This is a genomic window from Amycolatopsis sp. cg13 (assembly GCF_041346965.1).
Classification (GTDB): Bacteria; Actinomycetota; Actinomycetes; order Mycobacteriales; family Pseudonocardiaceae; genus Amycolatopsis.
The window spans coordinates 2,796,448-2,820,043 of record NZ_CP166848.1 but is presented as its reverse complement, the minus strand read 5'-3'; the positions used below and the strand labels follow the sequence as shown (position 1 = coordinate 2,820,043).

At 68.5% G+C, this 23,596-nt stretch carries 18 protein-coding genes and 1 riboswitch; of the genes, 9 read left to right on the top strand and 9 right to left on the bottom strand.

Annotated elements, in window-relative coordinates:
- Window positions 1-36 precede the first annotated feature (36 nt).
- Window positions 37-765, bottom strand: a complete 729-nt coding sequence (locus tag AB5I40_RS12690) for a sugar isomerase domain-containing protein (protein WP_370938700.1) — start codon at window positions 763-765, stop codon at window positions 37-39.
- Between the two features lie 81 nt (window positions 766-846).
- Here AB5I40_RS12690 and AB5I40_RS12685 point away from each other — a divergent pair, with 81 nt between their 5' ends.
- From AB5I40_RS12685 to AB5I40_RS12670, 4 genes are all read left to right on the top strand, one after another.
- A complete protein-coding gene (locus AB5I40_RS12685; protein ID WP_370940501.1) occupies window positions 847-1,572 on the top strand; it encodes an alpha/beta hydrolase in 726 nt (241 codons plus the stop codon).
- An 89-nt stretch (window positions 1,573-1,661) separates the two neighbouring features.
- Entirely contained in the window at window positions 1,662-2,915 is a 1,254-nt protein-coding gene (locus AB5I40_RS12680; protein ID WP_370938699.1) for a class I SAM-dependent methyltransferase, read from the top strand.
- A gap of 110 nt (window positions 2,916-3,025) precedes the next feature.
- On the top strand, window positions 3,026-4,219 hold the full coding sequence (locus AB5I40_RS12675; RefSeq protein ID WP_370938698.1) for an LCP family protein: 1,194 nt from the start codon (window positions 3,026-3,028) through the stop codon (window positions 4,217-4,219).
- 76 nt (window positions 4,220-4,295) lie between these two features.
- Complete coding sequence (locus AB5I40_RS12670; protein ID WP_370938697.1) at window positions 4,296-4,820, top strand: GNAT family N-acetyltransferase; 525 nt, start codon at window positions 4,296-4,298, stop codon at window positions 4,818-4,820.
- 206 nt (window positions 4,821-5,026) lie between these two features.
- Here AB5I40_RS12670 and AB5I40_RS12665 read toward each other — a convergent pair whose 3' ends face one another.
- From AB5I40_RS12665 to AB5I40_RS12630, 8 genes are all read right to left on the bottom strand, one after another.
- Window positions 5,027-5,485 (bottom strand): peroxiredoxin, encoded by a 459-nt coding sequence (locus AB5I40_RS12665; protein ID WP_370938696.1) that lies wholly within the window; start codon window positions 5,483-5,485, stop codon window positions 5,027-5,029.
- Window positions 5,486-5,549: 64 nt separating this feature from the next.
- Window positions 5,550-7,403 carry a diguanylate cyclase domain-containing protein gene (locus tag AB5I40_RS12660; RefSeq protein WP_370938695.1) on the bottom strand — a complete coding sequence of 618 codons (1,854 nt, stop codon included), beginning with the start codon at window positions 7,401-7,403 and terminating at the stop codon, window positions 5,550-5,552.
- 246 nt (window positions 7,404-7,649) lie between these two features.
- Window positions 7,650-9,053, bottom strand: coding sequence for a cytochrome P450 (locus AB5I40_RS12655; protein ID WP_370940500.1), 1,404 nt, complete (start codon window positions 9,051-9,053; stop codon window positions 7,650-7,652).
- Window positions 9,054-9,344: 291 nt separating this feature from the next.
- Window positions 9,345-11,609, bottom strand: a complete 2,265-nt coding sequence (gene metE / locus AB5I40_RS12650; RefSeq protein WP_370938694.1) for a 5-methyltetrahydropteroyltriglutamate--homocysteine S-methyltransferase — start codon at window positions 11,607-11,609, stop codon at window positions 9,345-9,347.
- A gap of 99 nt (window positions 11,610-11,708) precedes the next feature.
- Window positions 11,709-11,929, bottom strand: a riboswitch (cobalamin riboswitch).
- Window positions 11,930-12,047: 118 nt separating this feature from the next.
- Window positions 12,048-13,121 (bottom strand): ribonucleotide-diphosphate reductase subunit beta, encoded by a 1,074-nt coding sequence (locus tag AB5I40_RS12645; RefSeq protein WP_134663605.1) that lies wholly within the window; start codon window positions 13,119-13,121, stop codon window positions 12,048-12,050.
- A 14-nt stretch (window positions 13,122-13,135) separates the two neighbouring features.
- On the bottom strand, window positions 13,136-16,099 hold the full coding sequence (locus tag AB5I40_RS12640) for a ribonucleoside-diphosphate reductase subunit alpha (RefSeq protein ID WP_370938693.1): 2,964 nt from the start codon (window positions 16,097-16,099) through the stop codon (window positions 13,136-13,138).
- A gap of 216 nt (window positions 16,100-16,315) precedes the next feature.
- Window positions 16,316-16,927, bottom strand: a complete 612-nt coding sequence (locus tag AB5I40_RS12635; RefSeq protein ID WP_370938692.1) for an acetoacetate decarboxylase family protein — start codon at window positions 16,925-16,927, stop codon at window positions 16,316-16,318.
- On the bottom strand, window positions 16,924-17,757 hold the full coding sequence (locus tag AB5I40_RS12630) for an enoyl-CoA hydratase-related protein (RefSeq protein WP_370938691.1): 834 nt from the start codon (window positions 17,755-17,757) through the stop codon (window positions 16,924-16,926). Before AB5I40_RS12630 ends, AB5I40_RS12635 begins: the two co-directional genes overlap by 4 nt.
- Before the next feature lie 81 nt (window positions 17,758-17,838).
- Here AB5I40_RS12630 and AB5I40_RS12625 point away from each other — a divergent pair, with 81 nt between their 5' ends.
- The 5 genes from AB5I40_RS12625 to AB5I40_RS12605 all read left to right on the top strand — a co-directional run bounded on the left by AB5I40_RS12625 (window position 17,839) and on the right by AB5I40_RS12605 (window position 23,595).
- Window positions 17,839-18,204, top strand: a complete 366-nt coding sequence (locus tag AB5I40_RS12625) for a VOC family protein (protein ID WP_370938690.1) — start codon at window positions 17,839-17,841, stop codon at window positions 18,202-18,204.
- Window positions 18,205-18,366: 162 nt separating this feature from the next.
- On the top strand, window positions 18,367-19,158 hold the full coding sequence (locus AB5I40_RS12620) for a TIGR03084 family metal-binding protein (RefSeq protein ID WP_370938689.1): 792 nt from the start codon (window positions 18,367-18,369) through the stop codon (window positions 19,156-19,158).
- Window positions 19,155-20,849, top strand: coding sequence for an acyclic terpene utilization AtuA family protein (locus AB5I40_RS12615; protein ID WP_370938688.1), 1,695 nt, complete (start codon window positions 19,155-19,157; stop codon window positions 20,847-20,849). Before AB5I40_RS12620 ends, AB5I40_RS12615 begins: the two co-directional genes overlap by 4 nt.
- Window positions 20,804-21,997: an acyl-CoA dehydrogenase family protein gene (locus tag AB5I40_RS12610; RefSeq protein WP_370938686.1), complete on the top strand. Its 1,194-nt coding sequence runs from the start codon at window positions 20,804-20,806 to the stop codon at window positions 21,995-21,997. Before AB5I40_RS12615 ends, AB5I40_RS12610 begins: the two co-directional genes overlap by 46 nt.
- Entirely contained in the window at window positions 21,994-23,595 is a 1,602-nt protein-coding gene (locus AB5I40_RS12605) for an acyl-CoA carboxylase subunit beta (protein ID WP_370938685.1), read from the top strand. The genes AB5I40_RS12610 and AB5I40_RS12605 overlap by 4 nt, the downstream gene beginning before the upstream one ends.
- Window position 23,596: the final 1 nt, after the last annotated feature.

The window sequence follows — 23,596 nt, the reverse complement described above, 5'->3', positions numbered from 1 at the left end:
CCTTGTGCGCCCTTGCGCGGGCACCGGCGAACGGGGTCAGCGCAGAGCGGGAACCCGGGGTTCGTATTTGGCCAGCAGCGCCGTGTTCGCCGCGTCGCCACCCTCCACATTGGAGCTGCGCCACAGCGGAACGTCGAGCCCCTCGGCGATGCCCCGGTCGTAAACCTCGGCCAGGATCAGGTTCCACAGAAACGCGTTGACCACAGTGGACAGTGGCCCGGTGCGCGGCGCGGACGCCGGATAGCTGGCATCGCCGGGAATCACCAGCGAATCCAGCACCACACTGCCTTCCTCGACCAACGTCGTGGGAGACCGGCGCGGCGCGGCGGCTACGCACGCCCGCGACGTCACCGCGATCACCGCGGCACCCCGGCGGCGCGCACCGGCGGCCAGTTCGACCGGGTACGGGTTCACGCCGGACGTGGAGAACACGACCAGCACGTCGTCGGCTCCCGGCGCGCGTTCGGCCAGCACCTCGTCGGCGAGCCCGGAACGGCGCTCGGTGCGCGTGCTGTGCTGCGCGCCGTGCAGCGGCAGCAGTTCCGGGTGGTACACCGGATACACGCAGGCGAGCCCGCCCGCGCGATAGAACGTCTCGGCGACCGCGGCCAGCGAGTGCCCGGCGCCCGCGGTGAAGACCAGCGCGTCGGCCCGGATCACCCCCAGCAGCAGGTCCGCGGCGGCGGACACCTGCGCGGCATTGGCCTCCGCTGCCGCCGCAAGATGGTCCGAAGTGCTCTTCACGAGATCCGTGGCGCTCACCACACCTGCCCTTCCTCGCGGGTCCGGGCACCGAATCTATCGGGTGGACACGCTTCGTGGTGGATTACCGTGGAGTTGATCGGAATGGGGGTGCCGGTGAACGGGAAACGGCAAGACGGCCAGGCGGATCCGGCCGTGCGGGTGTGGCGGGCCCCCGGGCAGACCCGCGCGGTGGCGCTCGTATTGCACGGCGGGGCCGAACGCAGCACCGCGGTCGTCCAGCCGTGGCGGCTGGCGTATCAGCGCATGGTGCCGCTGGCCCGTTCGCTGCACCGGGCCGGACGGCGGCACGGCCTGGAAGTCCGGCTGATGCGGAACCGGCTGTACGGCTGGAACGACCGGATGGAAAGCCCGATCCCGGACGCGCGCTGGGCGCTGGAACAAATCCGCGCCGACCATCCCGGGCTCCCGGTGGTCCTCGTCGGCCATTCCATGGGCGGCCGCGTCGCGCTGCGCGTCGCCGACGATCCGGCGGTGACCGGGGTGTGCGCGATGGCCCCGTGGACGCCGCAGGGCGAGCCGGTGGACGCCGTCGCGGGCCGCGCGGTGCTGATCGCGCACGGCACCCGCGACCGGATGACCTCGCCCGCCGAGTCCTACGCCTTCGCCGCGCGCGCCCGCGAGGTCACCGACCTGGTGGCGCGGTTCGAGATCGCCGGGGAAGGCCATTCGATGCTCCGCCGTCCCGCGGTCTGGACCCGGCTGATGTGTGCTTTCACACTGGACCGGATCGGAGTGGGCGAGACGGACGAGACTCTCCGTCAGGCCTGGTCCCGCCCTTCCGGCGACCGGCTGCGCATCCCGGGGTAATCCGACGGCGCGGCCCGGTCGCGAAGGCAGTCGGGACGAAGCGGGAATATCATGGGGAAGGGCTCGAAAGCCCGTTCGGAGGGAGTGTCTTGTCCACGTCACGAGTCGATCCGGCAGTGGTCTCGCAGCCGGTGCCCGACGAATCCCGATGGCCCGGTCTCGCCACGCCGCCGCACTCGCCGTTGCGGGCGCGGGCGGCCGAGGCGCTGTTCCGGCACGCGGTGAAATCGCTGGACGTGCGGGTCACGTTCCCGGACGGGACCGTGCTCGGCGCGGGCGGCCCGGAAGCGCCGGAGATGCGCATCCACCGGCCCGCGGCGTTCTTCCACCGGCTCGGAGCCGACGCGAAGATCGGCTTCGGCGAGGCGTACCTGGTCGGCGACTGGACAGCGGACGACCTGGCCGGCGTCCTCACGCCGTTCGCCGAACGGCTGGCCACGCTGGTTCCGCCGTTCCTGCAGCGGTTCCGCCGGTTCGCCGAGCGCATGCAGCCGTCCGAGGAAGAAAACACCGTCGAAGGCGCGCGGTCGAACATCCACCGGCACTACGACCTGTCGAACGACTTGTTCAGCGCGTTCCTGGACGAGTCGATGATGTACTCCTCCGCGCTCTTCGGCCCCGGGGACACGCTCACTCAGGCGCAGCACCGCAAGCTCGACAGCGTGCTCGACTACGCCGGCGTGCGCAAAGGCAGCGAGGTGCTGGAGATCGGCACCGGATGGGGCGAGCTGTCCATCCGCGCGGCCTCGCGCGGCGCGAAGGTCACGTCGCTGACCATCTCGCGGGAGCAGAAGGTGCTCGCGGACGCCCGGATCGCCGAGGCGGGCCTTTCCGACCGCGTCGACGTGCGGCTGTGCGACTACCGCGAGGCCACCGGCGAGTACGACTCGGTGGTCAGCGTGGAGATGATCGAGGCGGTCGGCGCGTCCTACTGGCCGACGTTCTTCTCCACGATCGGCAAGCGCCTGCGCCCCGGCGGGCAGTTCGGCCTGCAGGCGATCACCATGGACCACGACCGGATGCTGGCCTCGGCCAAGTCCTACACGTGGATCCACAAGTACGTCTTCCCCGGCGGCATCATCCCGTCGGTGCAGGCGATCGAGGACGGGATGCGGGAGAACACCCGGCTGAAGCTGGCCGGGATGCGCGAGTTCGGCCAGGACTACGCCCGCACGCTCAAGCTGTGGCGGGACCGCTTCCAGCAGCGCTGGGACGACATCCGCGGCTTCGGGTTCGACGACGTGTTCCGGCGGATGTGGGAGTTCTATCTCGCCTACTCCGAGGCCGGGTTCCGGTCGGGGCATCTGAAGGTCCACCAGTTCGGGTTCGCCGACCCGCGCTGAGGCCGTCTCTCCCCGCCGGAACAACCCGCGTAGGGTCCCGCACGTCCACCGCAGGAGGACCGCGCAGGAGCCTGCGCGGCCACGCACCACCGGATCGGGGAGACAGGCCCATGACGTACGGAGGCGACGACGGCAGGCGGCGGATGCCGCCCGGCCCACCGCAGCCCCCCGCACGCCCGCGCCAGCAGCAGCGGGCGCAGATGATGCCGCTGCCGGGCAGGGGGCAGAGCCCGTATGACGCCCGCACCCGGCCGATGGGAGCGCGCGGCGAGGCCCCGCCCCCGCCGCCGGGGCCGCCGAGGCAGGACCCGCCGGAGTACGGGGGCAGGCAGCCGCGGCCGCGCCGTCGCCGCCGGTGGAGCGTCGGCAAGATCCTGATGACGCTGCTCATCGTGTTCGTGCTGTTCCTCGCCGGGGTCTGGGCGTATCTGGAGTTCACCATCAACCGGGTGGACGCGATCGGCGACTACTCCGGGCGTCCGGCCGCCGCGTCGGGCACGAACTGGCTGATCGTCGGGTCGGACAGCCGCCAGGGCCTGTCCGCCGCGGACGAGGAGCGCCTGGCCACCGGTGACTCGGGCGAGGCCGGCGGGCAGCGTACCGACACGATCATGATCGCCCACATCCCGGACAATTCGACCAAACCGACGCTGCTGAGCCTGCCGCGCGACTCGCAGGTGAAGATCCCCGGCCACGGCACGAGCAAGATCAACGCCGCGTTCGCCCTCGGCGGGCCGAAACTGCTGGTCCAGACGGTCGAACAGGCCACCGGCCTGCGCATGGACCACTACGCGGAGATCGGCTTCGGCGGCTTCGCGAACATCGTCGACGCGATCGGCGGGGTCGACATGTGCATCGACAAGGACATGAACGACCCGATGACCGGCATCGACATCAAGGCGGGCTGCCAGAAGCTCGACGGCCGCTCGGCGCTCGGCTTCGTCCGGATGCGCCACGCCGACGCGACGCCGCGCTCGGACCTCGACCGGGTGGCGAACCAGCGCAAGTTCATCGGGGCGCTGGTCAGCCAGATCGCCAGCCCCGGGACCCTGTTGAATCCGTTCGACTTCTTCCCGCTGCTGGGCTCCGCGCCGGACGCGCTGACCATGGACACCGGCGACCACGTGCACAACCTGGTCGGCTTGGCGATCGCGATGCGCGGCATTTCCTCCGACGGCGTCACGACCACGACGGTGCCGATCACCGACGCGTCGGCGCAGCACTGGGACAAGAAGAAGTCCGGGCAGATGTTCGACGCGCTGAAGAACGACACCGAGGTGCCGCCGGACATCGTGATGCACTGATCGTTCTGCCGCGGACGGCGGCCGGCTTCGCGAAATTCGCGAGCCTGCCGCCGTTTCTGCTGTCAGGATGGGTCGCATGGACACTCTCACCGACGGTGTAGTCACCCTGGTTCGCTGGCGCTCGGAGCATCGGGACGCGCAGGTGGCTGCTGTGGTGGGATCCCTGGACCACCTGGCCGCCTGGATGCCGTGGGCGATCGACGGCTACGACGAGGCCAAGGGAGACGAGTTCTTGACGCGCGTGGCCTCGCAATGGGAGAGCGGCGAGGAATACAACTACGCGATCTACCCGCCGGACTCCGAACTGGCGGGCAGTTGCGGGCTGATGCGCCGTGGCGACGGGTGGGAGATCGGGTACTGGCTCACGAAAACCCAGACTGGCAAGGGTTTTGTGACGCGGGCGAGTGCGTTGCTGGTGGCTCTGGCTTGGCAGCTGGACGCTGCTTTTGTGTTGATCAAGCACGATTCGGAGAATGCCCGCAGCGGCGCGGTTCCGGAGCGGCTGGGGTTTTCGCGGGTGGGGGAGGAGAAGGCCGAGGGGCGGCTTCCGTCGGCTTGCAGCGGGGTGAACGTGGTTTGGCGGCTCGAGCGGCCCGTGTGAGCGTCCGCTTCGCGCGCCCGGCTCATCGGCTTCGCGTGCGCCGCTGGGTTTGAGAGCGCCCCAATGTGGCATTGGGTGCATCTCACGCACCCAATGCCACATTGGGTGCGTTGCATGCACCCAATGCCACATTGGGTGCGTTGCATGCACCCAATGCCACATTGGGGAAATCCTCGGCTGAGGGCGGGATTTCCGGGTGGCACCGGTCAGGCGTCCGCGCGCTCCCGCAGTACCTTCAGCGCCCGATCCGCATGCGCTGTGAAGTTCAGTTCACTCTTGATCACGTCCAAGACCCGCCGGTCTTCCGCGATCACGAACGTCTGCCGTTTCGTGTGCAGGGGCAGGATTTTGCGCCACACGCCGAACTGCTTCGCCACCGTACCGTCCACATCGGACAGCAGCGGGTAGTCGAAGCTGTGCTTCTCGGAGAACTCCCGCTGCTTCCCGACCGCGTCCGGGCTGATCCCGACGCGCTGCGCGCCCGCCTCGGCGAATTCCGCGGCGAGGTCCCGGAAGTGGCAGCTTTCGGCGGTGCAGCCGGTCGTCATCGCGGCGGGGTAGAAGAACAGCACGACCGGACCGTCGGCGAGGAGGTCCGAGAGGGTGCGTTCGACGCCCTGGTCGTCGGGGAGGGTGAAGTCGGGGGCGAGGTCGCCAGGCTGCATCGCGGAGAGGTCCTTCCAGAGGGTGTCTTGCCCGGAGTTCGGAGCCGCCGCGGAGGCGGATTGGTCAGCTGGCGTGCCGGGCGATCATTTCATCGACCTCGTCACCCGTCGCGGACTCTGCCACGAACGAACCCCGAGCCGCCAGCACTCCCTGTTCCCGCAACCGGTCCGCGTGGTCAGCGTCCCGCACGCCCTCAGCCCCGATGCGCAGCCCAAGCTCCTTGGCCCGCGTCACCAGCTGCGACAGATGCCGCACGTCGGTATCCGCTGGGTCCGGACCGGCGAGTGCGTCGATGACCGGGCCGCTGAGGATCACGTGCTTGACCGGGAGCCCGTACCTCGGGATGAGTTCCAGATCCGACGAGCCGGAGATGGTGAGCACCAGCTGCGCGCCAAGGTCGGCGAGCACGGTGAACGAGTCCAGCACCTCGCCGTCGTCGCCGAACATCGACGTGCGGTCGGTGCACAGCCGCAGTGCTCGGGCGGGCAGGCGGTGCCGGTCCAGCTGATCTTTGACCAGCAGCACCAGGTCTTGGTCGATGGCCAGGCGCTTCGGCAGCCGGATGCAGACGTCCGGCGCGGCGGGGCCGTACTGTTCGCGCCAGCGCGCGGTCGCGCCCAGCGATTCCTGCAGCAGCCATTTGCCGAGCGGCACGGTCATGCCGGTGGTCTGCGCGAGCGGGTAGAATTCCTCGGGCCCGAGTTCGCCGCGTTCGGGATGGCTCCAGAGCAGACCGGCGTTCACCGCGGCGATCTCGTCCGGCTTCGCGAGCTTGACCGTCGGCTGGTAGATCAGCGAGAACTCGCCGTTCTCCAGCGCACCGGCGATCACGGCACCGAGCTGGTAGCGGCTGCGGTTCTCGTTGTCTTTCTGCGGGTCGTACTCCATCCACTGCGCCTTGCCCGCCTCTTTGGCACGGTGCAGCGCCAGCTCGGCCGCGCGCAGCAGTTCGCTGTGGCTGCTTTCGTGCGCCGGGCGCACGACGATCCCGATGCTCGCGCTGACGCCGATGCCGTGTCCGTCGACGTACACCGGCTCGCTGAGTTCTTCCAGCACTTGGTCGGCCAGCACGACCGTCTTCTGCGAGTTCAGCTCCGACCCGCGCAGGATCACGGCGAACCCGTCGCCGGACAGCCGGGCGACGTAACCGTCGTACTGGCCGGTGAACACCGCCTCCAGCTTCCGTGAGATCGCCTTCAGCACGAGGTCGCCCATGCCGGTGCCGAGCCCATCGTTGATCACCTTGAACCCGTCGATGTCCAGGTACAGCAAGGCGATCTCGTCGGTGCCGCTCGAGCCGAGCACGGTTTCCAGCCGGGTGGTGAACGCGGCGCTGTTGGGCAGCCCGGTGAGCGGGTCGTGCAGGTTCTGGTGGCGCAGCCGTTCGCCGAGCAGGTGCAGGTCGTCGTCATCGGCCGCCATGAACACCGGGAAGTACGTCCCGGGACGGTCGCCGGGCAGCGTCGCGATCGTGACGTTCGTGGTGAGCTCGCCGTCGAGGCTGTGGCCGAGCTGCACGCTCTGGATGCTCCGGCGGCCGTCGGCGGTGAGCGGCAGGCCCTCGATCGCGGAGCGCAGCCGCACGGAATCCTGCGGGCCGGCTCCGAGGTCGGCGATGTGCTTGTCCCGCAACTCGATCGCGGACGTGCCGAGCAGCCGGGCCAGCGCGGCGTTCGCCTCGACGACGGTTCCGTCCGGGCCGGTGAGCGCGATGCCGATCGGCGCGGAGGAGAAAAGCGCGGTGAACCGGCGCGTGGCGCCGGCGTCCTCGGGACGCTCGGCGACCTCGCCGGCGAAGTCGAGCAGGATCCGCTCCACCTCGGCGGGAGGGAGCGTTACTCCGTTGGTGTCGGTCAGCGCCGCCGCGTACTTGCGCGCGACGTCGACCAACCCTGGCGCGGCACCAGGCTCCGGCACTCTCCACCTCTTCATACGCGGACAAAGACCAGCTCAGGCCCGGTGCGGAGGATCCGAAGACCCACACTGGGTACGAGTTGGCCGCAAGTGATGCCACGGCATCACGGAGCTAACAGGGTGTCTACCGGCTGAACGAGTGATGGGCACTACACAACTGGTGACATCAAGTCACCTTGAGTACACGAAGGTGGCCTGTACTGCGGTTTTGTCTCCAGCTGTCGACCTTTCTGTCCCGCTCGGCGGCCGTCAACGATAGGCCAGCCGGGCCGGGAGCCCGTCGGCGGGCACCGGAAGCGAGACGTAGTCCCACTTGGCGACGTAGTCCTCGGGCACCGACCAGCGGTGCGCCCGCAGCAGCTCGTGCATGAGCGCCTTGACCTCCAGGCCGCCGAACTGCAGCCCGATGCACTTGTGCGCGCCGCCGCCGAACGGCATCCACGCGAACCGGTGCGATTTGTCCTCGCGGCGGTCCGGGCCGAACCGCTCGGGGTCGAAGCGCAGCGGATCGGTCCAGTGCTCGGGGGAGTAGTGGTTCAGCGTCGGCGAAACCGCGACCATCGTGCCTTCCGGCAGGTAGTGGCCGAGGACGGAAGTGTCCTTTGTGGTCTTTCGCGCGAGCGACGGCACCGGCGCGCGCAGCCGCAGCGCCTCTTTCATGACGAGGTCCAGCGTTTCGAGGCTCTCCAGCGCTTCGAGGTCCGGCAGGTCGTCGCCGAGGCGCAGCGACTCCTCGCGGGCGCGCTCCTGCCATTCCGGGTGCTTCGCGAGGTAGTAGGCCATCGCGCTGGCGGTGATGGTGGTCGTGTCGTGCGCGGCCATCATCAGGAAGATCATGTGGTTGACGATGTCGGCGTCGCTGAACCGGTCGCCGTCCTCGGAGGCCGCGTGGCAGAGCGCGGAGAACAGGTCGTCGCCGTCCGCGTCGCGCTTCGCCGCGAGGTTCTCCCCGAAATAGTGCTCCAGCGTCCGCCTGCCGCGCAAACCCGCGGCCCAGCGGCCGCCAGGCACCGGATATCGCACGACGGCGGTACCGGCGCGCACAGCGGCCACGAACGCGCGGTTGATGCGCTCGGCGTCGGCGGCGGAGCGCATGCCCATGAAAACCTGCGTCGCGACGTCCAGCGTCAGCTGTTTGAACGCCCAATACAGCTGGGGGCGGCCGGACGGCAGCGCGGCGACGCCTTCGCGCAGCGCCGGGCCCATCTGCGCGACATAGCCGCGGAGCCGGTCGCGGGTGAAAGCCTCCTGCATGATGCGGCGGTGCAGGTGGTGCTCGCCGAAGTCGAGCAGCATGAGGCCGCGTTCGAAGAATCGCTCGATGAAGAACTTCCAGCCCTCCTGGGAGAAGGCTTTGTCCTTGTTGACGAGGGCGGTCTGGGTGGCGTCGGGTCCGGACAGCGTCACGATGCGTTGGCCGAACACGCCCATCCACGAGACTGGGCCGAACTGCTCGAAGCGGCGGAGGCTGAAGTCGAGGCCGAACCGCATCCCGTCGAGGGTGTGGCCGATCAGGGGTGGGCCGTCGTCGCCGAGGATGGGTTTCAGGCCGCTGCCCGCCGGGGGAGCCGCGAGTTCGCGGACCGGCCAGCGCGCGCCGAGCCAGCGTTCATCCACCTTGCGTGGCAACGGGATCGCGGTCAGCGGGGGCATTCGGCCGCGGAGGTTTTCCGACAGCCTCGTGACGCCGTCGCTCCCGGCGTGGGCGAGGGTGCCGAGTGCGTCGGGGCCGACCCGGGCGGCCCGGCCGAGCGCGCCGCCAGTCGTCAGGATTCCCGCTTTTCCGGTCACGTCCGCCATGACGACCACCTCCCGGCAAGGGTATCGGTCGCGTCCACGGTCCTCTGTTATTGACGTTGTGACAATACCTGGCGAGGCTGCCGTTCGGGTGATCCTCGGGGCGGTGCCGGGCGACGGGGTCCTGGTCGCCCGGCACCGCGTGCGTCAGCGAGGTTCGGCGCGCAGTTCCCGGGCCGCGCTGACCAGATGCCGCAGCGCTGGCTCGACCTCGGCGTAGTCGCGGGTCTTCAGGCCGCAGTCCGGATTGATCCACAGGCGTTCCGCCGGAACTGCGCCGAGGGCCGTGCGCACCAGGTTGGTCAATTCGGTTTGGTCCGGCACGCGTGGCGAGTGGATGTCGTACACGCCGGGGCCGACACCGCGGGCGAAGCCCGCTTCGTTCAGGTCGGCGAGTACTTCCATCTTTGAGCGGGCGGCTTCGATACTGGTGACGTCGGCGTCCAGGGCGTCGATCGCGGGCAGTACGTCGCCGAATTCCGAGTAGCACATGTGGGTGTGGATCTGCGTGGCTTCCGCTGCGCCTGAGGTGGCCAGGCGGAACGCGGGCACTGCCCAGCCGAAGTACGCTTCGCGGTCTGCCGCGTGCAGCGGAAGCAGTTCGCGGAGCGCGGGTTCGTCGACCTGCACGATGCGGATTCCGGCGGCCACCAGATCCGCGACCTCGTCGCGGACGGCCAGTGCGACTTGGCGTGCGGTGTCGGCCAGTGGCTGGTCGTCGCGGACGAAAGACCAGGCCAGGATCGTGACTGGGCCGGTCAGCATGCCTTTCACCGGACGGTCGGTGCGGCTTTGCGCGTACTGGGTCCATTCGACGGTCATGGGCTTCGGCCGGGAGACGTCGCCGAACAGGACGGGCGGGCGGACGCAACGGGATCCGTACGACTGGACCCAGCCGGACGTCGTCGCCGCGAATCCGGTGAGCTGTTCGGCGAAGTACTGGACCATGTCGTTGCGTTCGGGCTCTCCGTGGACGAGGACGTCCAGGCCCAGGTCTTCCTGCAATCGCACGACCCGCTCGATCTCGGTGCGCATCGCGGCCCGGTAGCCGGTGTCGTCGAGTTTGCCCGCGCGGTGGGCGGCTCGGGCTCGGCGGACCTCGCCGGTTTGCGGGAAGGAGCCGATGGTGGTGGTCGGGAGCGGGGGCAGGTTGAGGGATTTCTGTTGTGCTGCGGCGCGTTGTGCGTATGGGGGGCGGACGGTTTCTTCCGGTCGGAGCGCTGCGACGCGGGCTCGGACGGCGGTGTCGTTCAACTCCGCGGCTTCGGCCCTGTCCGCGACTGCGGTTCGCGCTGGGTCGAGGTCGACGGTCTCGCCGTTCAGTGCTCGGCCGAGCAGGACGACCTCGTCAACTTTCTGTCGTGCGAAGGCGAGCCAGTTCTTCAGGCGTGGGTTGAGGTTTTTCTCTGCTTCCACGTCGTAAGGGACGTGCAGCAGCGAGCACGACGTCGACATGCTCACGTGCGCTGCGGTGGCTTTCAGTTGTGCGGCGCGGGCCAGTGCTGCGTCGGGATCGGTTCGCCAGATGTTTCGGCCGTCTACGACTCCGGCGAGTACTTCCTTGTCCCGTAACGCTCCTTCGGCGGCCACTTTGTCCACAAAGGACGTATCGGTGACCAGGTCGACGGCTATTGCTTCGATGGGGGAGCGGGCCAGTACGCCCAGTGCTCGACCTAGTCCGCCGAAGTACCCGGCCACCAGCAGCTTGGGTCGGTGCTTTTCCTTGGCCAGCCAGTGATAGGCACGGGTGAGCGCGTTGAACTCCGGGGTCGTTCGGTCCGCGGCGAATGCCGGTTCGTCCAACTGGACCCACTCGACGCCCTCGTCAGCCAGTTTGCTCAACAGTTCGGCGTACGCGGGCAGCAGTTCGTCCAGCAGTTCCAGCGGGGTGAATCCGGGCTCGGTCGCCTTGGCCAGCAACAGGAAGGTGACTGGGCCGACGAGTGCCGGGCGTGGCGTGATGCCTAGGGCGCGGGCTTCGCGGACCTCGTCGATCGGGGTGGCGCCGGTGAGGGCGAACCGGGAATTCGGGCCCAGTTCCGGGACGAGGTAGTGGTAGTTGGTGTCGAACCATTTCGTCATTTCCAGCGCGGGGGCGTCCGGGACTCCGCGGGCGGCGGCGAAGTAGGTGTCCAGGGGCGAGAGGCCTAGGCAGGTGAAGCGGTCCGGCAGTGCGCCGAAGAGCGCGGTGGTGTCCAGTACCTGGTCGTAGAGGGAGAAAGTGCTGGACGGGATTGAGTCCAGGCCTTGATCGCGCAGGGTTGTCCAGGTTTGTTCGCGCAGTCGCCGGGCAGTGGCCTGGAGTTCTTTCTCGGTGCTGGTGCTTGCCCAGTAGGCCTCGAGCGCTCGCTTCAGTTCCCTGGCCGGGCCGATGCGCGGGTAACCGAGAACGGTGGTGCCGATCGTGTTCACAGCAATGCATCCTCACGTGCTCGCCGGAAGAGTCCGGGCACGCGTTAACGCTGTGCTTCGGTCGGCGCCCTTCCCGCGAGGCCCGGACTCACGCACGCCCTCGGCGTGCGTGCCAGTGGCAGGTATTCGGACTCGTGGGCGTCTCGCTCGTGCCTACTGGCTGTCGCTTCCCGGGCCGGTGCCCAGTGCTTTACCGCGTTCGCGGTGACAGCTTTCGTTCCCACATACCGCTGCGGGGCAGTCCCGGAATCGCACCGGGTTCCCTGTTGCCTCGTCAGAACGCGGGTGCGTCCTGGCGAACCAGTGGCGTGGGCGAGTCTAGCGGGTTTGGCACAAGGCAGGCGGGTGTCTCGGGGTGTGGGAGGGTCGCCGGGTTAAAAAAACTCGGCCGCGCCCTGGTTTGTCAGGGCGCGGCCGAGCTTCAATGCGTTGGGATGCTCAGTCCCAGTCCAGGGCGCCGCCTGACTGGTACTCGATCACGCGGGTCTCGAAGAAGTTCTTCTCCTTCTTCAAGTCCATCGCCTCCGACATCCACGGGAACGGGTTTTCGTTCTCGCCGTAGATCGGGGTCAGGCCGATCTGCTGGGCGCGGCGGTCGGTGATGAAGTGCATGTACTGCTCGCACAGGTCAGCCGACAGGCCGAGCATGCCGCGCGGCATGGTGTCGCGGGCGTACTTCACTTCCAGTTCGCACGCGTCCTGCAGCATTCCGCGCACCTCGGCCTGGAACTCTTCGGTCCAGAGGTGCGGGTTCTCGATCTTGATCTGGTTGATGCAGTCGATGCCGAAGTTCAGGTGGATCGACTCGTCGCGCAGGATGTACTGGTACTGCTCGGCGATGCCGACCATCTTGTTCCGCCGGCCCAGCGACAGGATCTGCGCGAAACCGGTGTAGAACCACATGCCCTCGAAGATCACGTAGAACGCCACCAGGTCGCGCAGGAACGCCTGGTCGGCCTCCGGCGTGCCGGTCTCGAAGTCCGGGTTCTCCAGGTTCTGCGTGTACTTCAGCGCCCACGCGTCCTTGTCCGAAATGGACGGGACCTCGCGGTACATGTTGAACAGCTCGCCCTCGACCAGGCCGAGGCTTTCGCAGATGTACTGGAAGGTGTGCGTGTGCACGGCCTCCTCGAAGGCCTGGCGCAGCAGGTACTGGCGGCACTCCGGGTTGGTGATCTGCCGGTACACCGCGAGCACGATGTTGTTGGCCACCAACGACTCCGCCGTCGCGAAGAAGCCGAGGTTGCGCTTGAGCATCTGCCGCTCGTCCTCGGTGAGGCCGTCCGGCGACTTCCACAGCGCGATGTCGGCCTGCATCGCGACCTCGGTCGGCATCCAGTGGTTGTTGCACGCCGCGAGGTACTTGTCCCAGGCCCACCGGTACTTCATCGGCAGCAGCTGGTTGACGTCGGCGCGCGCGTTGATCATGCGCTTGTCGTCGACGTTGATCCGGGCCGCGCCGACCTCGATCTCGCCGAGGCCGGTCGCGTCCGTCGTTTCCACGTTCGTCATGGTTCAGGGATTCCTTACTGGCAGGCTTCGCAGTCGGGGTCGTCGATCCGGCAGGCAGCGCCCTCGGTGGCGACGAAGTCGACGTCGGTCTTCGGCATCTCCTTCGGCTCCGCGGGAACAGCCGCGGCAGGCGACGGCGCGGGGGAGGCGGCCGGAACCGCGGCGGACGGCGACGGCGACGGCGTGGCAGCGGGAGCAGCGGCAGCCGGAGCGGCCGGAGCCGGAGTGGCGGAGACGGCGTTCAGCTTGCCGTCGGTGCCGCGCAGGGTGCTCTTCTCCACGTGCGTCGCGGACTGCGCCCGCAGGTAGTACGTGGTCTTGAGGCCCTTGTGCCAGGCGTAGCGGTACAGCTCGTCGAGCTTGCGCCCGCTCGGCGCCGCGATGTACAGGTTCAGCGACTGGGCCTGGTCGATCCACTTCTGGCGCACCGAACCGGCGTCCACGATCCACTTCGACTCGATCTCGAAGGCCGTCGCGTACAGCGCCTTCAGGTCGTCCGGGACCCGGTCGATCTGGCCGAGGCTGCCGTCGAAGTACTTCAGGTCGCTGACCATGACCTCGTCCCACAGGCCGCGCGCCTTGAGGCTCTTGACCAGGTGCGGGTTGACGACGGTGAAGTCGCCGGACATGTTCGACTTGACGTACAGGTTCTGGAACAGCGGCTCGATCGACTGGCCGACGCCGGAGATGTTGGAGATCGTCGCGGTCGGCGCGATCGCCATCACGTTGGAGTTGCGCATGCCGACGGTCTTGACGCGCTCGCGCAGCGGGGCCCAGTCCAGCGTCGTGGAGGTGTCGACGTCGAGGCCGTCGCCCTGACGCGCGTCGATGAGCAGCTGCATCGAGTCGATCGGCAGGATTCCCTTGCTCCACAAGGAACCCTCGAACGTCTGGTACTGGCCGCGCTCCTGCGCGAGATCGGTCGAGGCCGAGATCGCGTAGTAGGAGAGGTGCTCCATCGAAGTGTCGGCGAACTTCACCGCGTCGGCGGACGCGAACGGCACGCCCAGCTCGAACAGCGCGTCCTGGAAGCCCATGATGCCCAGGCCGACCGGACGGTGGCGCAGGTTGGAACGGCGCGCCTCCGGGATCGTGTAGAAGTTGATGTCGATCACGTTGTCGAGCATGCGCACCGCGGTGCGCACGGTCTTCTCGAGCCGCTCAGTGTCCAAACCGGAGGGGGTGACGTGCTTGAGCAGGTTCACCGAGCCGAGGTTGCAGACCGCGACCTCTTCGGTGTTCGTGTTCAGCGTGATCTCGGTGCACAGGTTGGACGAGTGCACGACGCCGACGTGCTGCTGCGGCGAGCGCAGGTTGCACGGGTCCTTGAAGGTGATCCACGGGTGGCCGGTCTCGAACAGCATGGTCAGCATCCGCCGCCACAGTTCGACCGCGCGGACCTTGCGGAACACCTTGATCTCGCCGCGCGCGGCGGCCGCCTCGTACTCGCGGTAGCGCTGCGCGAACGCGTTGCCGTACAGGTCGTGCAGGTCCGGCGTCTCGTTCGGCGAGAACAGCGTCCACTCGGCGTTCGCCTCGACGCGGCGCAGGAACTCGTCCGGGACCCAGTTGGCGGTGTTCATGTCGTGCGTGCGGCGCCGGTCGTCGCCGGTGTTCTTGCGCAGGTCGAGGAATTCCTCGATGTCGACGTGCCAGGTCTCCAGGTACGCGCAGGCCGCGCCCTTGCGCTTGCCGCCCTGGTTGACCGCGACCGCGGTGTCGTTGGCGATCTTCAGGAACGGCACGACGCCCTGGGACTGGCCGTTGGTGCCCTTGATGTGCGCGCCGAGGCCGCGGACCGGGGTCCAGTCGTTGCCGAGGCCGCCGGAGTACTTGGCGAGCAGCGCGTTGTTCTTGTACGCCTGGAAAATCGAGTCCAGGTCGTCGTCCACGGTGGTCAGGAAGCAGGACGACAGCTGGGCGCGGTTGGTGCCGCTGTTGAACAGCGTCGGGGTGGACGCCATGAAGTGGAACGTCGACAGCAGTTCGTAGAACTCGATGGCGCGGGCTTCGCGGTTGTCCTCGCGGATCGCCAGGCCCATCGCGACGCGCATGAAGAACGCCTGCGGCAGCTCGAACCGGACGCCGTTGTGGTGCTGGAAGTACCGGTCGTACAGCGTCTGCAGGCCGAGGAAGCCGAAGTCGAGGTCGCGCTCGGCGTGAATGGCGGCGGTGATCTTGTCCAGATCGAAGCCCAGCAGCTCGCCGTCGACCAGTTCCAGCTCGACCGCGCGGCGCAGGTAGGCGCGGAAGTACGCCGGGTATTCGCTCGTCATCTCGTCCTGGCTGGCCTGCCGCGGCTTCTGCGCGAGGTAACTCAGCGCCTCGCCGCGCAGCTTGTCCAGCAGCAGCCGGGCGGACACGAACGAGTAGTTCGGCTCCTGCTCGACGAGCACGCGCGCGGCCATGATCTGCGCGAGCGCGAGTTCGTCGGCGGTGATGCCGTCGTAGAGGTTGCGCTTGGCCTCGGCCAGCACCGGCTCGGCGGACACGTCCTCGAGCCCGGCGACGGCCTCGCCGACGACGTGCGACACGCGGGCCCAGTCGAGCGGGCGCAGCGTTCCGTCGGCGCCCTTGACGCTCAACGCGACCTCAGCGGACGCCGGCGCGGCGGCCTCGCGGGCCTTCGAGCGCTCGTCGCGGTAGAGGACGTAGGCGCGGGCGACCTTGTGGTGCTCGCCGCGCATCAGGGCGAGTTCGACCTGGTCCTGGATCTGCTCGATGTGCAGCGCGGTCTCCGGGCCGGTGTGGCGCAGCAGCGCCGCCTCGACCTGCCCGGTCAGCTCCGCGACCACGTGGTGCACGCGGGAGGACGCGGCGGCGTCGCCGCCCTCGACCGCGAGGAAGGCCTTGGTCAGCGCCACCGAGATCTTGCCCGCGTCGAAGGGCGAGACGCTTCCGTCCCGCCGGATGACGCGGACCGCGCTCGGGGCCCCCTCCGCCGCCGACGGCGGCCGCTGACCGGTTTCCACTGACATGCGTGTCTCCAACAGTTCCTCGAAATGGGCGCGTTCGAGCGGCACACAGCCGGTCAAGGCCATGCGCTGCGGTTTCGTCGAAACAGCCCGGCCGCCCTCGTCAAGCGGTCTCCCCGTCGCTGGGGGCTGCCGGTTCCCAGAGACTACATCTTGGGGTTCAAGCTCGCACGGGCCCCAAGGTATGGCGTGTCACTCTCACCCTGGCGGGTTATCCGATCACCGAGGGCAAGATCCGAAACGGAGCTTCGTGGCGCCCAGTGCCGCACTGGCCACGGGCCGTTTCCCGGCCAGGTAGCCCAGCGGCCCGGCCGGGTTGACCGACCAGTCCGCGGCCGCCGCGCGGGGTTTCGCGCGCCACTCGACCGGGCTACGCAGCGGGCTGCCGTTTCGGGCTTGAGCGATCTCGAAGCGTACCGGGAGTGTGATCGGGAGTCCGACGCGCGGGGTGAAGGCGGCGGTGGCGATCCAGTCGTCGGAGGTCGCGGCGGTGAAGGTGCGCCCGCCGGTGAAGGTGAAGGCCGCCAGGTCCTTCGGAATGCCCCACAGTTCGCGCCCGCCCGCGCGCGAGACCTCGCTGTCGACCCAGATGTCGGTGATCGACGCGGCGAGCCCGCGGCCGCGCACGGCGACGCAGGAGAGGAGTTCGTGGTAGCTCAACTGACCGGACGGGAGGTAGTCGATCCAGGCGGTGAAGACGGCGGCCTGGTTGTTGAGGAGCAGCGGCTCGGCACCGGTGGGCAGCGCGGGCAGTTCGTCGATCGGCACGCGCCAGATGGAGATGCAGGCGTCGGCGGCGAGATGCCACGGTTCGGGCGGGTACTCGGTCATTCGCTGGTCCACGGCAGGTACGGCGGCAGATCTCGGTCCACGCGCAACGGGAACTCGGGCGGGCGTTTCTGGAAGAACGAGGCGATGCCTTCGACGGCGTCGGGGTTCGAGCCGAGCTGGGAGATGAGCTTCGAGTCCACCTGGTGGACGTCGAACGGCGACGGGGCCGAGGCCATCCGGTAGAGCAGCTGGCGGGTGACCGCGACCGCGACGGGTGCGGTGGTCTCGGCGATTTCTCGGGCCTTTTCTTGGGCCTGGCTCAGGACGTCTTCGGGCTCGTGGATCCGGTGAACGAGCCCGGTTTGGAGCGCTTCCTCGGGGCCGAAGAGCCGTCCGCTGACCATCCAGTCGACGGCCGCGCCCATCCCGACGAGCCGGGGGAGGAACCACGCGGACGCGCCCTCGGGGTAGATCCCGCGGCGGGTGAAGACGAAGCCGAACTTGGAATCAGCGGAGGCGAACCGGTAGTCGCAGGACAGCGTGATGGTGATGCCCGCGCCGACCGACGCCCCGCGCAGCGCGGCGAGCACCGGCTTGTTCATGGTGAAGATCCGCTTCGAGACGCGGCCCGCGGGTTCCTGCCAGTCGTCCGGCGGGCGGTCGCCGAAGTCGAACCCGCCGGACGAGAGGTCGGCTCCGACGGAGAAGTCCTTGCCGGTGGTTCCGAGCACGACCGCGCGGATGTTCTCGTCCCGGTCGGCGCGGTCGAGGGCATGGGCGAGTTCGTCGGCCATCCGGGTCGTGTAGCCGTTGCGGGCCTCGGGCCGGTCGAGCAGGACGGTCGCGACCTTGCCGGCGACGTCGCAGACGATCTCCGCGTAGGAGTCCATGGGAGGACGGTAGGGCGCCGGCGCCTTGTTTTCAATGTGTCAATAACGGTTGGGCGATCGTGGCCGGGGCATGCTCGGATCATGCTGAAGGTGGGCACGGTGGTGCTGGGAGTCGAGGACATGGAGCGCGCGGTCTCGTTCTGGAGCGACGCGCTGGGGTACGCGCGGCGGGACGACGCCAAGGATTTCGTGGTGCTGTTGCCTCCGGACGGCGCGGGGCCGGGGGTGGCGTTCCAGCGGAGTTCGGCGCCGGTGCAGGAGGTCCCGCGGGTGCATCTGGACCTGTACGCCGGGGATGCCGCGGACCAGGCGGCGGAGGTCTCTCGGCTGGTGGGGCTGGGGGCGCGGCAGGTGGACTGGCCGCACTACCCGCCGGATCCGGACTTCGTGGTCCTCGCGGATCCGGAAGGCAACCGGTTCTGCGTCATCGACACCGCGCACGGCTGACTGAGGTCCGTGAAGGACTCCTTGAGGGAATCTGATTCCCTCAAGGAGTCCTTCACGGCACGCGGCCGGAGCAAAAACAATCAGGCGCGCTTGATTTTTCCGGGGCCAGGGTCCACGCTGGGTCCGCACGAGGTGGTGCGGCGGACGCAGGGAGGCGCAGGAATGGCTGATCTCGCGGGGATCCTCCGGGATCTCGCGGCCGAATCGCAGGCGGTCGACGACCTGGTCGCCGGGTTGCCCGCGGACGGGTGGGCGCGGCCGACGCCGGCGCCCGGCTGGAGCATCGCGCATCAGGTCGCGCATCTGGCGTGGACCGACGGCAAATCGCTGATCTCCGCGAGCCGGCCGGAGGACTGGCAGTCCGAGGTCGAAAACCTGTTGAGCATCGGCGAAAACTACGTCGACGCGGGTGCCGAGGAAGGCGCTCAGCTGCCCCCGGACGAGCTGCTGGCGCAGTGGCGAGCCGGACGAGCCGCGCTTGCTGAAGCGCTCGCCGCGGTGCCGGAGGGGCAGAAACTTCCTTGGTACGGCCCGCCGATGAGTGCGGCATCCATGGCGACCGCGCGGATGATGGAGACCTGGGCGCACGGTCAGGACATCGCCGACGCGCTCGGCGTCACGCGCGAGCCCACCGAACGGCTGTGGCACATCGCCCGGTTCGGCACGCGGACGCGCGATTTCGCGTACAAACTGCACTCGCTCGCGCCGCCGACCGAAGAATTCCGGGTCGAGCTGGTCGCGCCGGACGGCAGCACGTGGGCATTCGGGCCAGAGGACGCGGAGCAGCGGCTCACCGGCAGCGCGCTCGACTTCTGTCTGGTCGCGACACAGCGGCGGCATCCGGCGGACACTGATTTGGTCGCGACTGGCGCGGATGTCGAGGAATGGCTGGGCATCGCGCAGGCGTTCGCCGGGCCGCCCGGAGCGGGACGCAAGCCGGGGCAGTTCGCGTGAGCGCGCCGTTGCGCGTCGGGAACGCGTCCGGGTTTTACGGCGACCGGTTCTCCGCCGTGCGCGAGATGCTGACCGGCGGCCCGCTGGACGTCCTGACCGGTGACTATCTCGCCGAGCTGACCATGCTCATCCTCGGCCGCGACCGGATGAAGGACCCGGCGCGCGGCTACGCCAAGACGTTCCTCCGGCAGATGGAGGAGAATCTCGGGCTGGCTAAGGAAAAGGGCGTCCGGATCGTCGCGAACGCGGGCGGGCTCAACCCGGCCGGGCTCGCCGACGCGTTGCGGGAGCTGGCCGCGAAGCTCGGTCTCGATGTCCGCGTCGCGCACGTCGAAGGCGACGATCTGATCGCGCGTGCGGACGAGTTCGGCTTCGAGAGTCCGTTGACTGCCAACGCTTATCTCGGCGCGTGGGGGATCGCGGAATGCCTCAAGGCCGGTGCGGACGTGGTGGTGACCGGGCGGGTCACGGACGCGTCGGTGATCGTCGGACCCGCGGCGGCGCACTTCGGCTGGGCCCGCGACGACTACGACGCGCTCGCTGGAGCGGTCGCGGCGGGCCACGTGATCGAATGCGGCGCGCAGGCGACCGGCGGCAACTACTCGTTCTTCCGTGAGCAGCCGATCGGTGTGCCGGGATTCCCGCTCGCGGAGATCCACGCGGACGGGTCCAGTGTGATCACGAAGCATCCGGGGACCGGTGGCGTGGTCAATACCGGAACTGTCACGGCGCAGCTGTTGTATGAGATCACCGGTGCGCGGTATGCGAATCCTGATGTGACGGCACGGTTCGACGCACTGTCGCTTTCGGACGACGGGCCGGATCGGGTGCGGATCAGCGGGGTGCGCGGGGAAGCGCCGCCGACGACGTTGAAGGTGTGCCTCAACCGGCTCGGCGGGTTCCGGAATGAGACGACGTTCGTCCTTACCGGACTGGACATCGAGCAGAAAGCCGCGCTGGTGCGGGAACAGCTGGAAGGCGCGCTGGCGAAGCGTCCGCCAGCCGACGTCCGGTGGACGCTCGCTCGCACGGATCACGCGGACGCGGACACCGAGGAACGCGCCAGTGCGCTGCTGCATGTCGCGGTGAAGGACAACGATCCGAAGATTGCCGGGCGCGCATTCAGCGGCGCGGCGATCGAGCTTGCACTCGCGAGCTACCCGGGATTCCACGTGACCGCACCGCCTTCGGACGCGTCGCCGTTCGGGGTTTACTCGGCGGCCTTTGTGGACGCTGGCGCGGTCCCGCATGTCGCGGTGCTGCCGGACGGGTCCAAGGTGGACATCGCGCCCGCCTCGGAGACGCTTGAGTTGTCCGAAGCGGACGAACCAGCGTTGCCGGAACCGTTGCAGGCGGACAAGGTGCGGCGGGTCCCGCTTGGTCTGGTCGCCGGAGCGCGCAGCGGCGACAAGGGCGGCAATGCGAACCTCGGTGTGTGGGTGCGGTCCGAGGAAGCGTGGCGCTGGCTCGTGCACCGGCTGACCGTCGGGGAATTCCGCCGGTTGCTGCCGGAAACCGAAGGACTGCCGGTCACCCGGCATCTGCTGCCGAACCTGTGGGCGATGAACTTCGTGGTCGAGGGCATTCTCGGCGACGGCGTCGCTTCGCAGGCCAGGTTCGATCCCCAGGCGAAGGCGCTCGGCGAATGGCTGCGGGCGCGCGAACTCGACGTCCCGGAGGCGCTGCTGTGACCGTGGATCCGTTCCGCACGCCGGAACGCACCGAACTGCGCGCGACGGTGCGCCGGTTCGTGGAGAAGGACGTGCTGCCGCATCTCGACGACTGGGAGCGGGCCGGGGAACTGCCGCGCGACCTGCATCGCAAGGCGGGACAGCTGGGCCTGCTCGGGGTCGCGTTCCCCGAATCCGCGGGCGGCGGCGACGGCAATTACCTCGACGCGCTCGTGGTCGCCGAGGAAATGCACTACGCGGGCGGGTCCGGCGGGCTCTTCGCTTCGCTGTTCACCTGCGGGATCGCGGTGCCACACATTGTCGAGGCCGGCGACCCGGTGCAGATCGAACGCTGGGTGCGGCCGACTCTCGAAGGCGAGAAGATCGGCTCGCTGGCGGTCACTGAGCCGGACGGCGGCTCCGATGTTGCTGGGATCCGCACCACGGCGGTGCGCGAGGGTGACGAGTATGTGGTCAACGGGGCCAAAACGTTCATCACTTCCGGGTGTCGCGCGGACTTTGTGACCACTGTGGTCCGAACCGGCGAAGCGGGCGCGCATGGTCTTTCGCTGATCGTGGTCGAGCGCGGGACGCCGGGGTTCACGGTGTCGCGCAAGCTGGAGAAGATGGGCTGGGCGGCCTCGGACACCGCGGAATTGTCTTATGTGGACGTTCGTGTCCCGGCGGAGAACTTGATCGGCGCGGAGAACAGCGGGTTCGCTCAGGTGGCCACGCAGTTCGTGACCGAACGGCTTTCGCTGGCGGTGCAAGCGTATGCGCACGCGCAGCGGGCACTGGATTTGACGCTGGACTGGTGCCGGATGCGCGAGACGTTCGGGCGTCCGCTGATTTCGCGGCAGGTCGTGCAGCACAAGCTCACCGAGATGGCCTGCAAGGTCGACGTCGCCCGGACGTATGCCCGGCAGATTGCGATCCGGCACGTGTCCGGCGAAGAAGTGATCGCCGAGGCGTGTTTCGCGAAGAACACCGCGGTGCAGACCGCTGAATGGGTCGTGAACGAGGCGGTGCAGCTGCACGGCGGGCTCGGCTACATGCGCGAGGCCGAAGTGGAACGGCACTACCGCGACGTCCGCATTCTCGGCATCGGCGGCGGCACCACCGAAATCCTGACCGGACTGGCCGCGAAGCGATTGGGATACACCGCATGACCACTATCAGGTCCACAGTGGACACTCGGGCCGACGAGTTCGCCGCGAACCGCGAGGCGATGCTGGAGAAGCTCGCGGAGATCGACGCCGAGCAGGCCAAAGCGGTCGCCGGCGGCGGGGAAAAGTACGTCGAACGGCATCGCAAGCGCGGGAAATTGCTGGCGCGCGAACGGATCGAACTGCTCCTGGACGAGGATTCGCCGTTCCTGGAGCTGTCGCCGCTGGCCGCGTGGGGTTCGGACTACCGGGTCGGCGCGAGCGTGATCACCGGGATCGGCGTCGTGGAAGGCGTCGAATGCCTGATCTCGGCCAGCGACCCGACGGTCAAGGGCGGCGCGAGCAATCCGTGGACCACGAAGAAGTCGTTCCGGGCGGCCGACATCGCGGCGCAGAACCGGCTTCCGGTGATCAACCTGGTCGAGTCCGGCGGCGCGGATTTGCCGACGCAGAAGGAAATCTTCATTCCCGGCGGCCGGGTCTTCCGCGATCTGACGCGGTCGTCGGCGGCGAAGGTGCCGACCGTCGCGCTGGTGTTCGGCAACTCGACCGCAGGCGGCGCGTACCTGCCCGGCATGTCCGATTACGTCGTGATGGTGAAGGAACGCGCGAAGGTGTTCCTCGGCGGCCCGCCGCTGGTCAAGATGGCGACCGGCGAGGAATCCGACGACGAATCCCTCGGCGGCGCGGAAATGCACGCGCGGACATCGGGGCTCGCCGATTACCTCGCCGTCGACGAGGAGGACGCGATCCGCCTCGGACGGAGCATCATCAAGCGGCTCAACTGGACCAAACAGGGTCCGGCGGCCAAACCGGACTACGCCGAGCCGGTGTTCGACCCCGAAGACCTGCTGGGCATCGTGCCGACCGACCTGAAGGTCCCGTTCGACCCGCGCGAGGTGATCGCGCGCGTCGTGGACGGTTCGGACTTCGACGAGTTCAAGCCGCTGTACGGGCCGAGCCTGGTCACCGGATGGGCGAGCATCCACGGCTATCCGGTCGGAATCCTGGCCAACGCGCAAGGCGTGCTGTTCGGCGAGGAATCGCAGAAGGCCGCGCAGTTCATCCAGTTGGCCAACCAGATCGACACGCCGCTGGTGTTCCTGCACAACACGACCGGCTACATGGTCGGCAAGGAATACGAGCAGAGCGGCATCATCAAGCACGGCGCGCTGATGATCAACGCGGTGTCGAACTCGAAGGTGCCGCACCTGTCCGTCCTCATGGGAGCGTCCTACGGGGCCGGGCATTACGGAATGTGCGGCCGGGCCTACGATCCGCGGTTCCTGTTCGCGTGGCCGAGCGCGAAGTCCGCGGTGATGGGACCGGCGCAGCTGGCCGGGGTGCTGTCCATTGTGGCCCGTGCCGCTGCGGCGAGCCGGGGCCAGGAGTACAGCGAGGAAAACGACGCCGCGATGCGCGCCATGGTCGAGAACCAGATCGAGGCGGAATCGATGCCGATGTTCCTCTCCGGCATGCTTTACGACGACGGCATCATCGACCCGCGCGACACCCGCACGGTGCTCGGGCTGAGCCTGTCGGCGATCCACAACGGACCAGTCAAGGGCGTCGAAGGCGGCTTCGGCGTCTTCCGGATGTGAG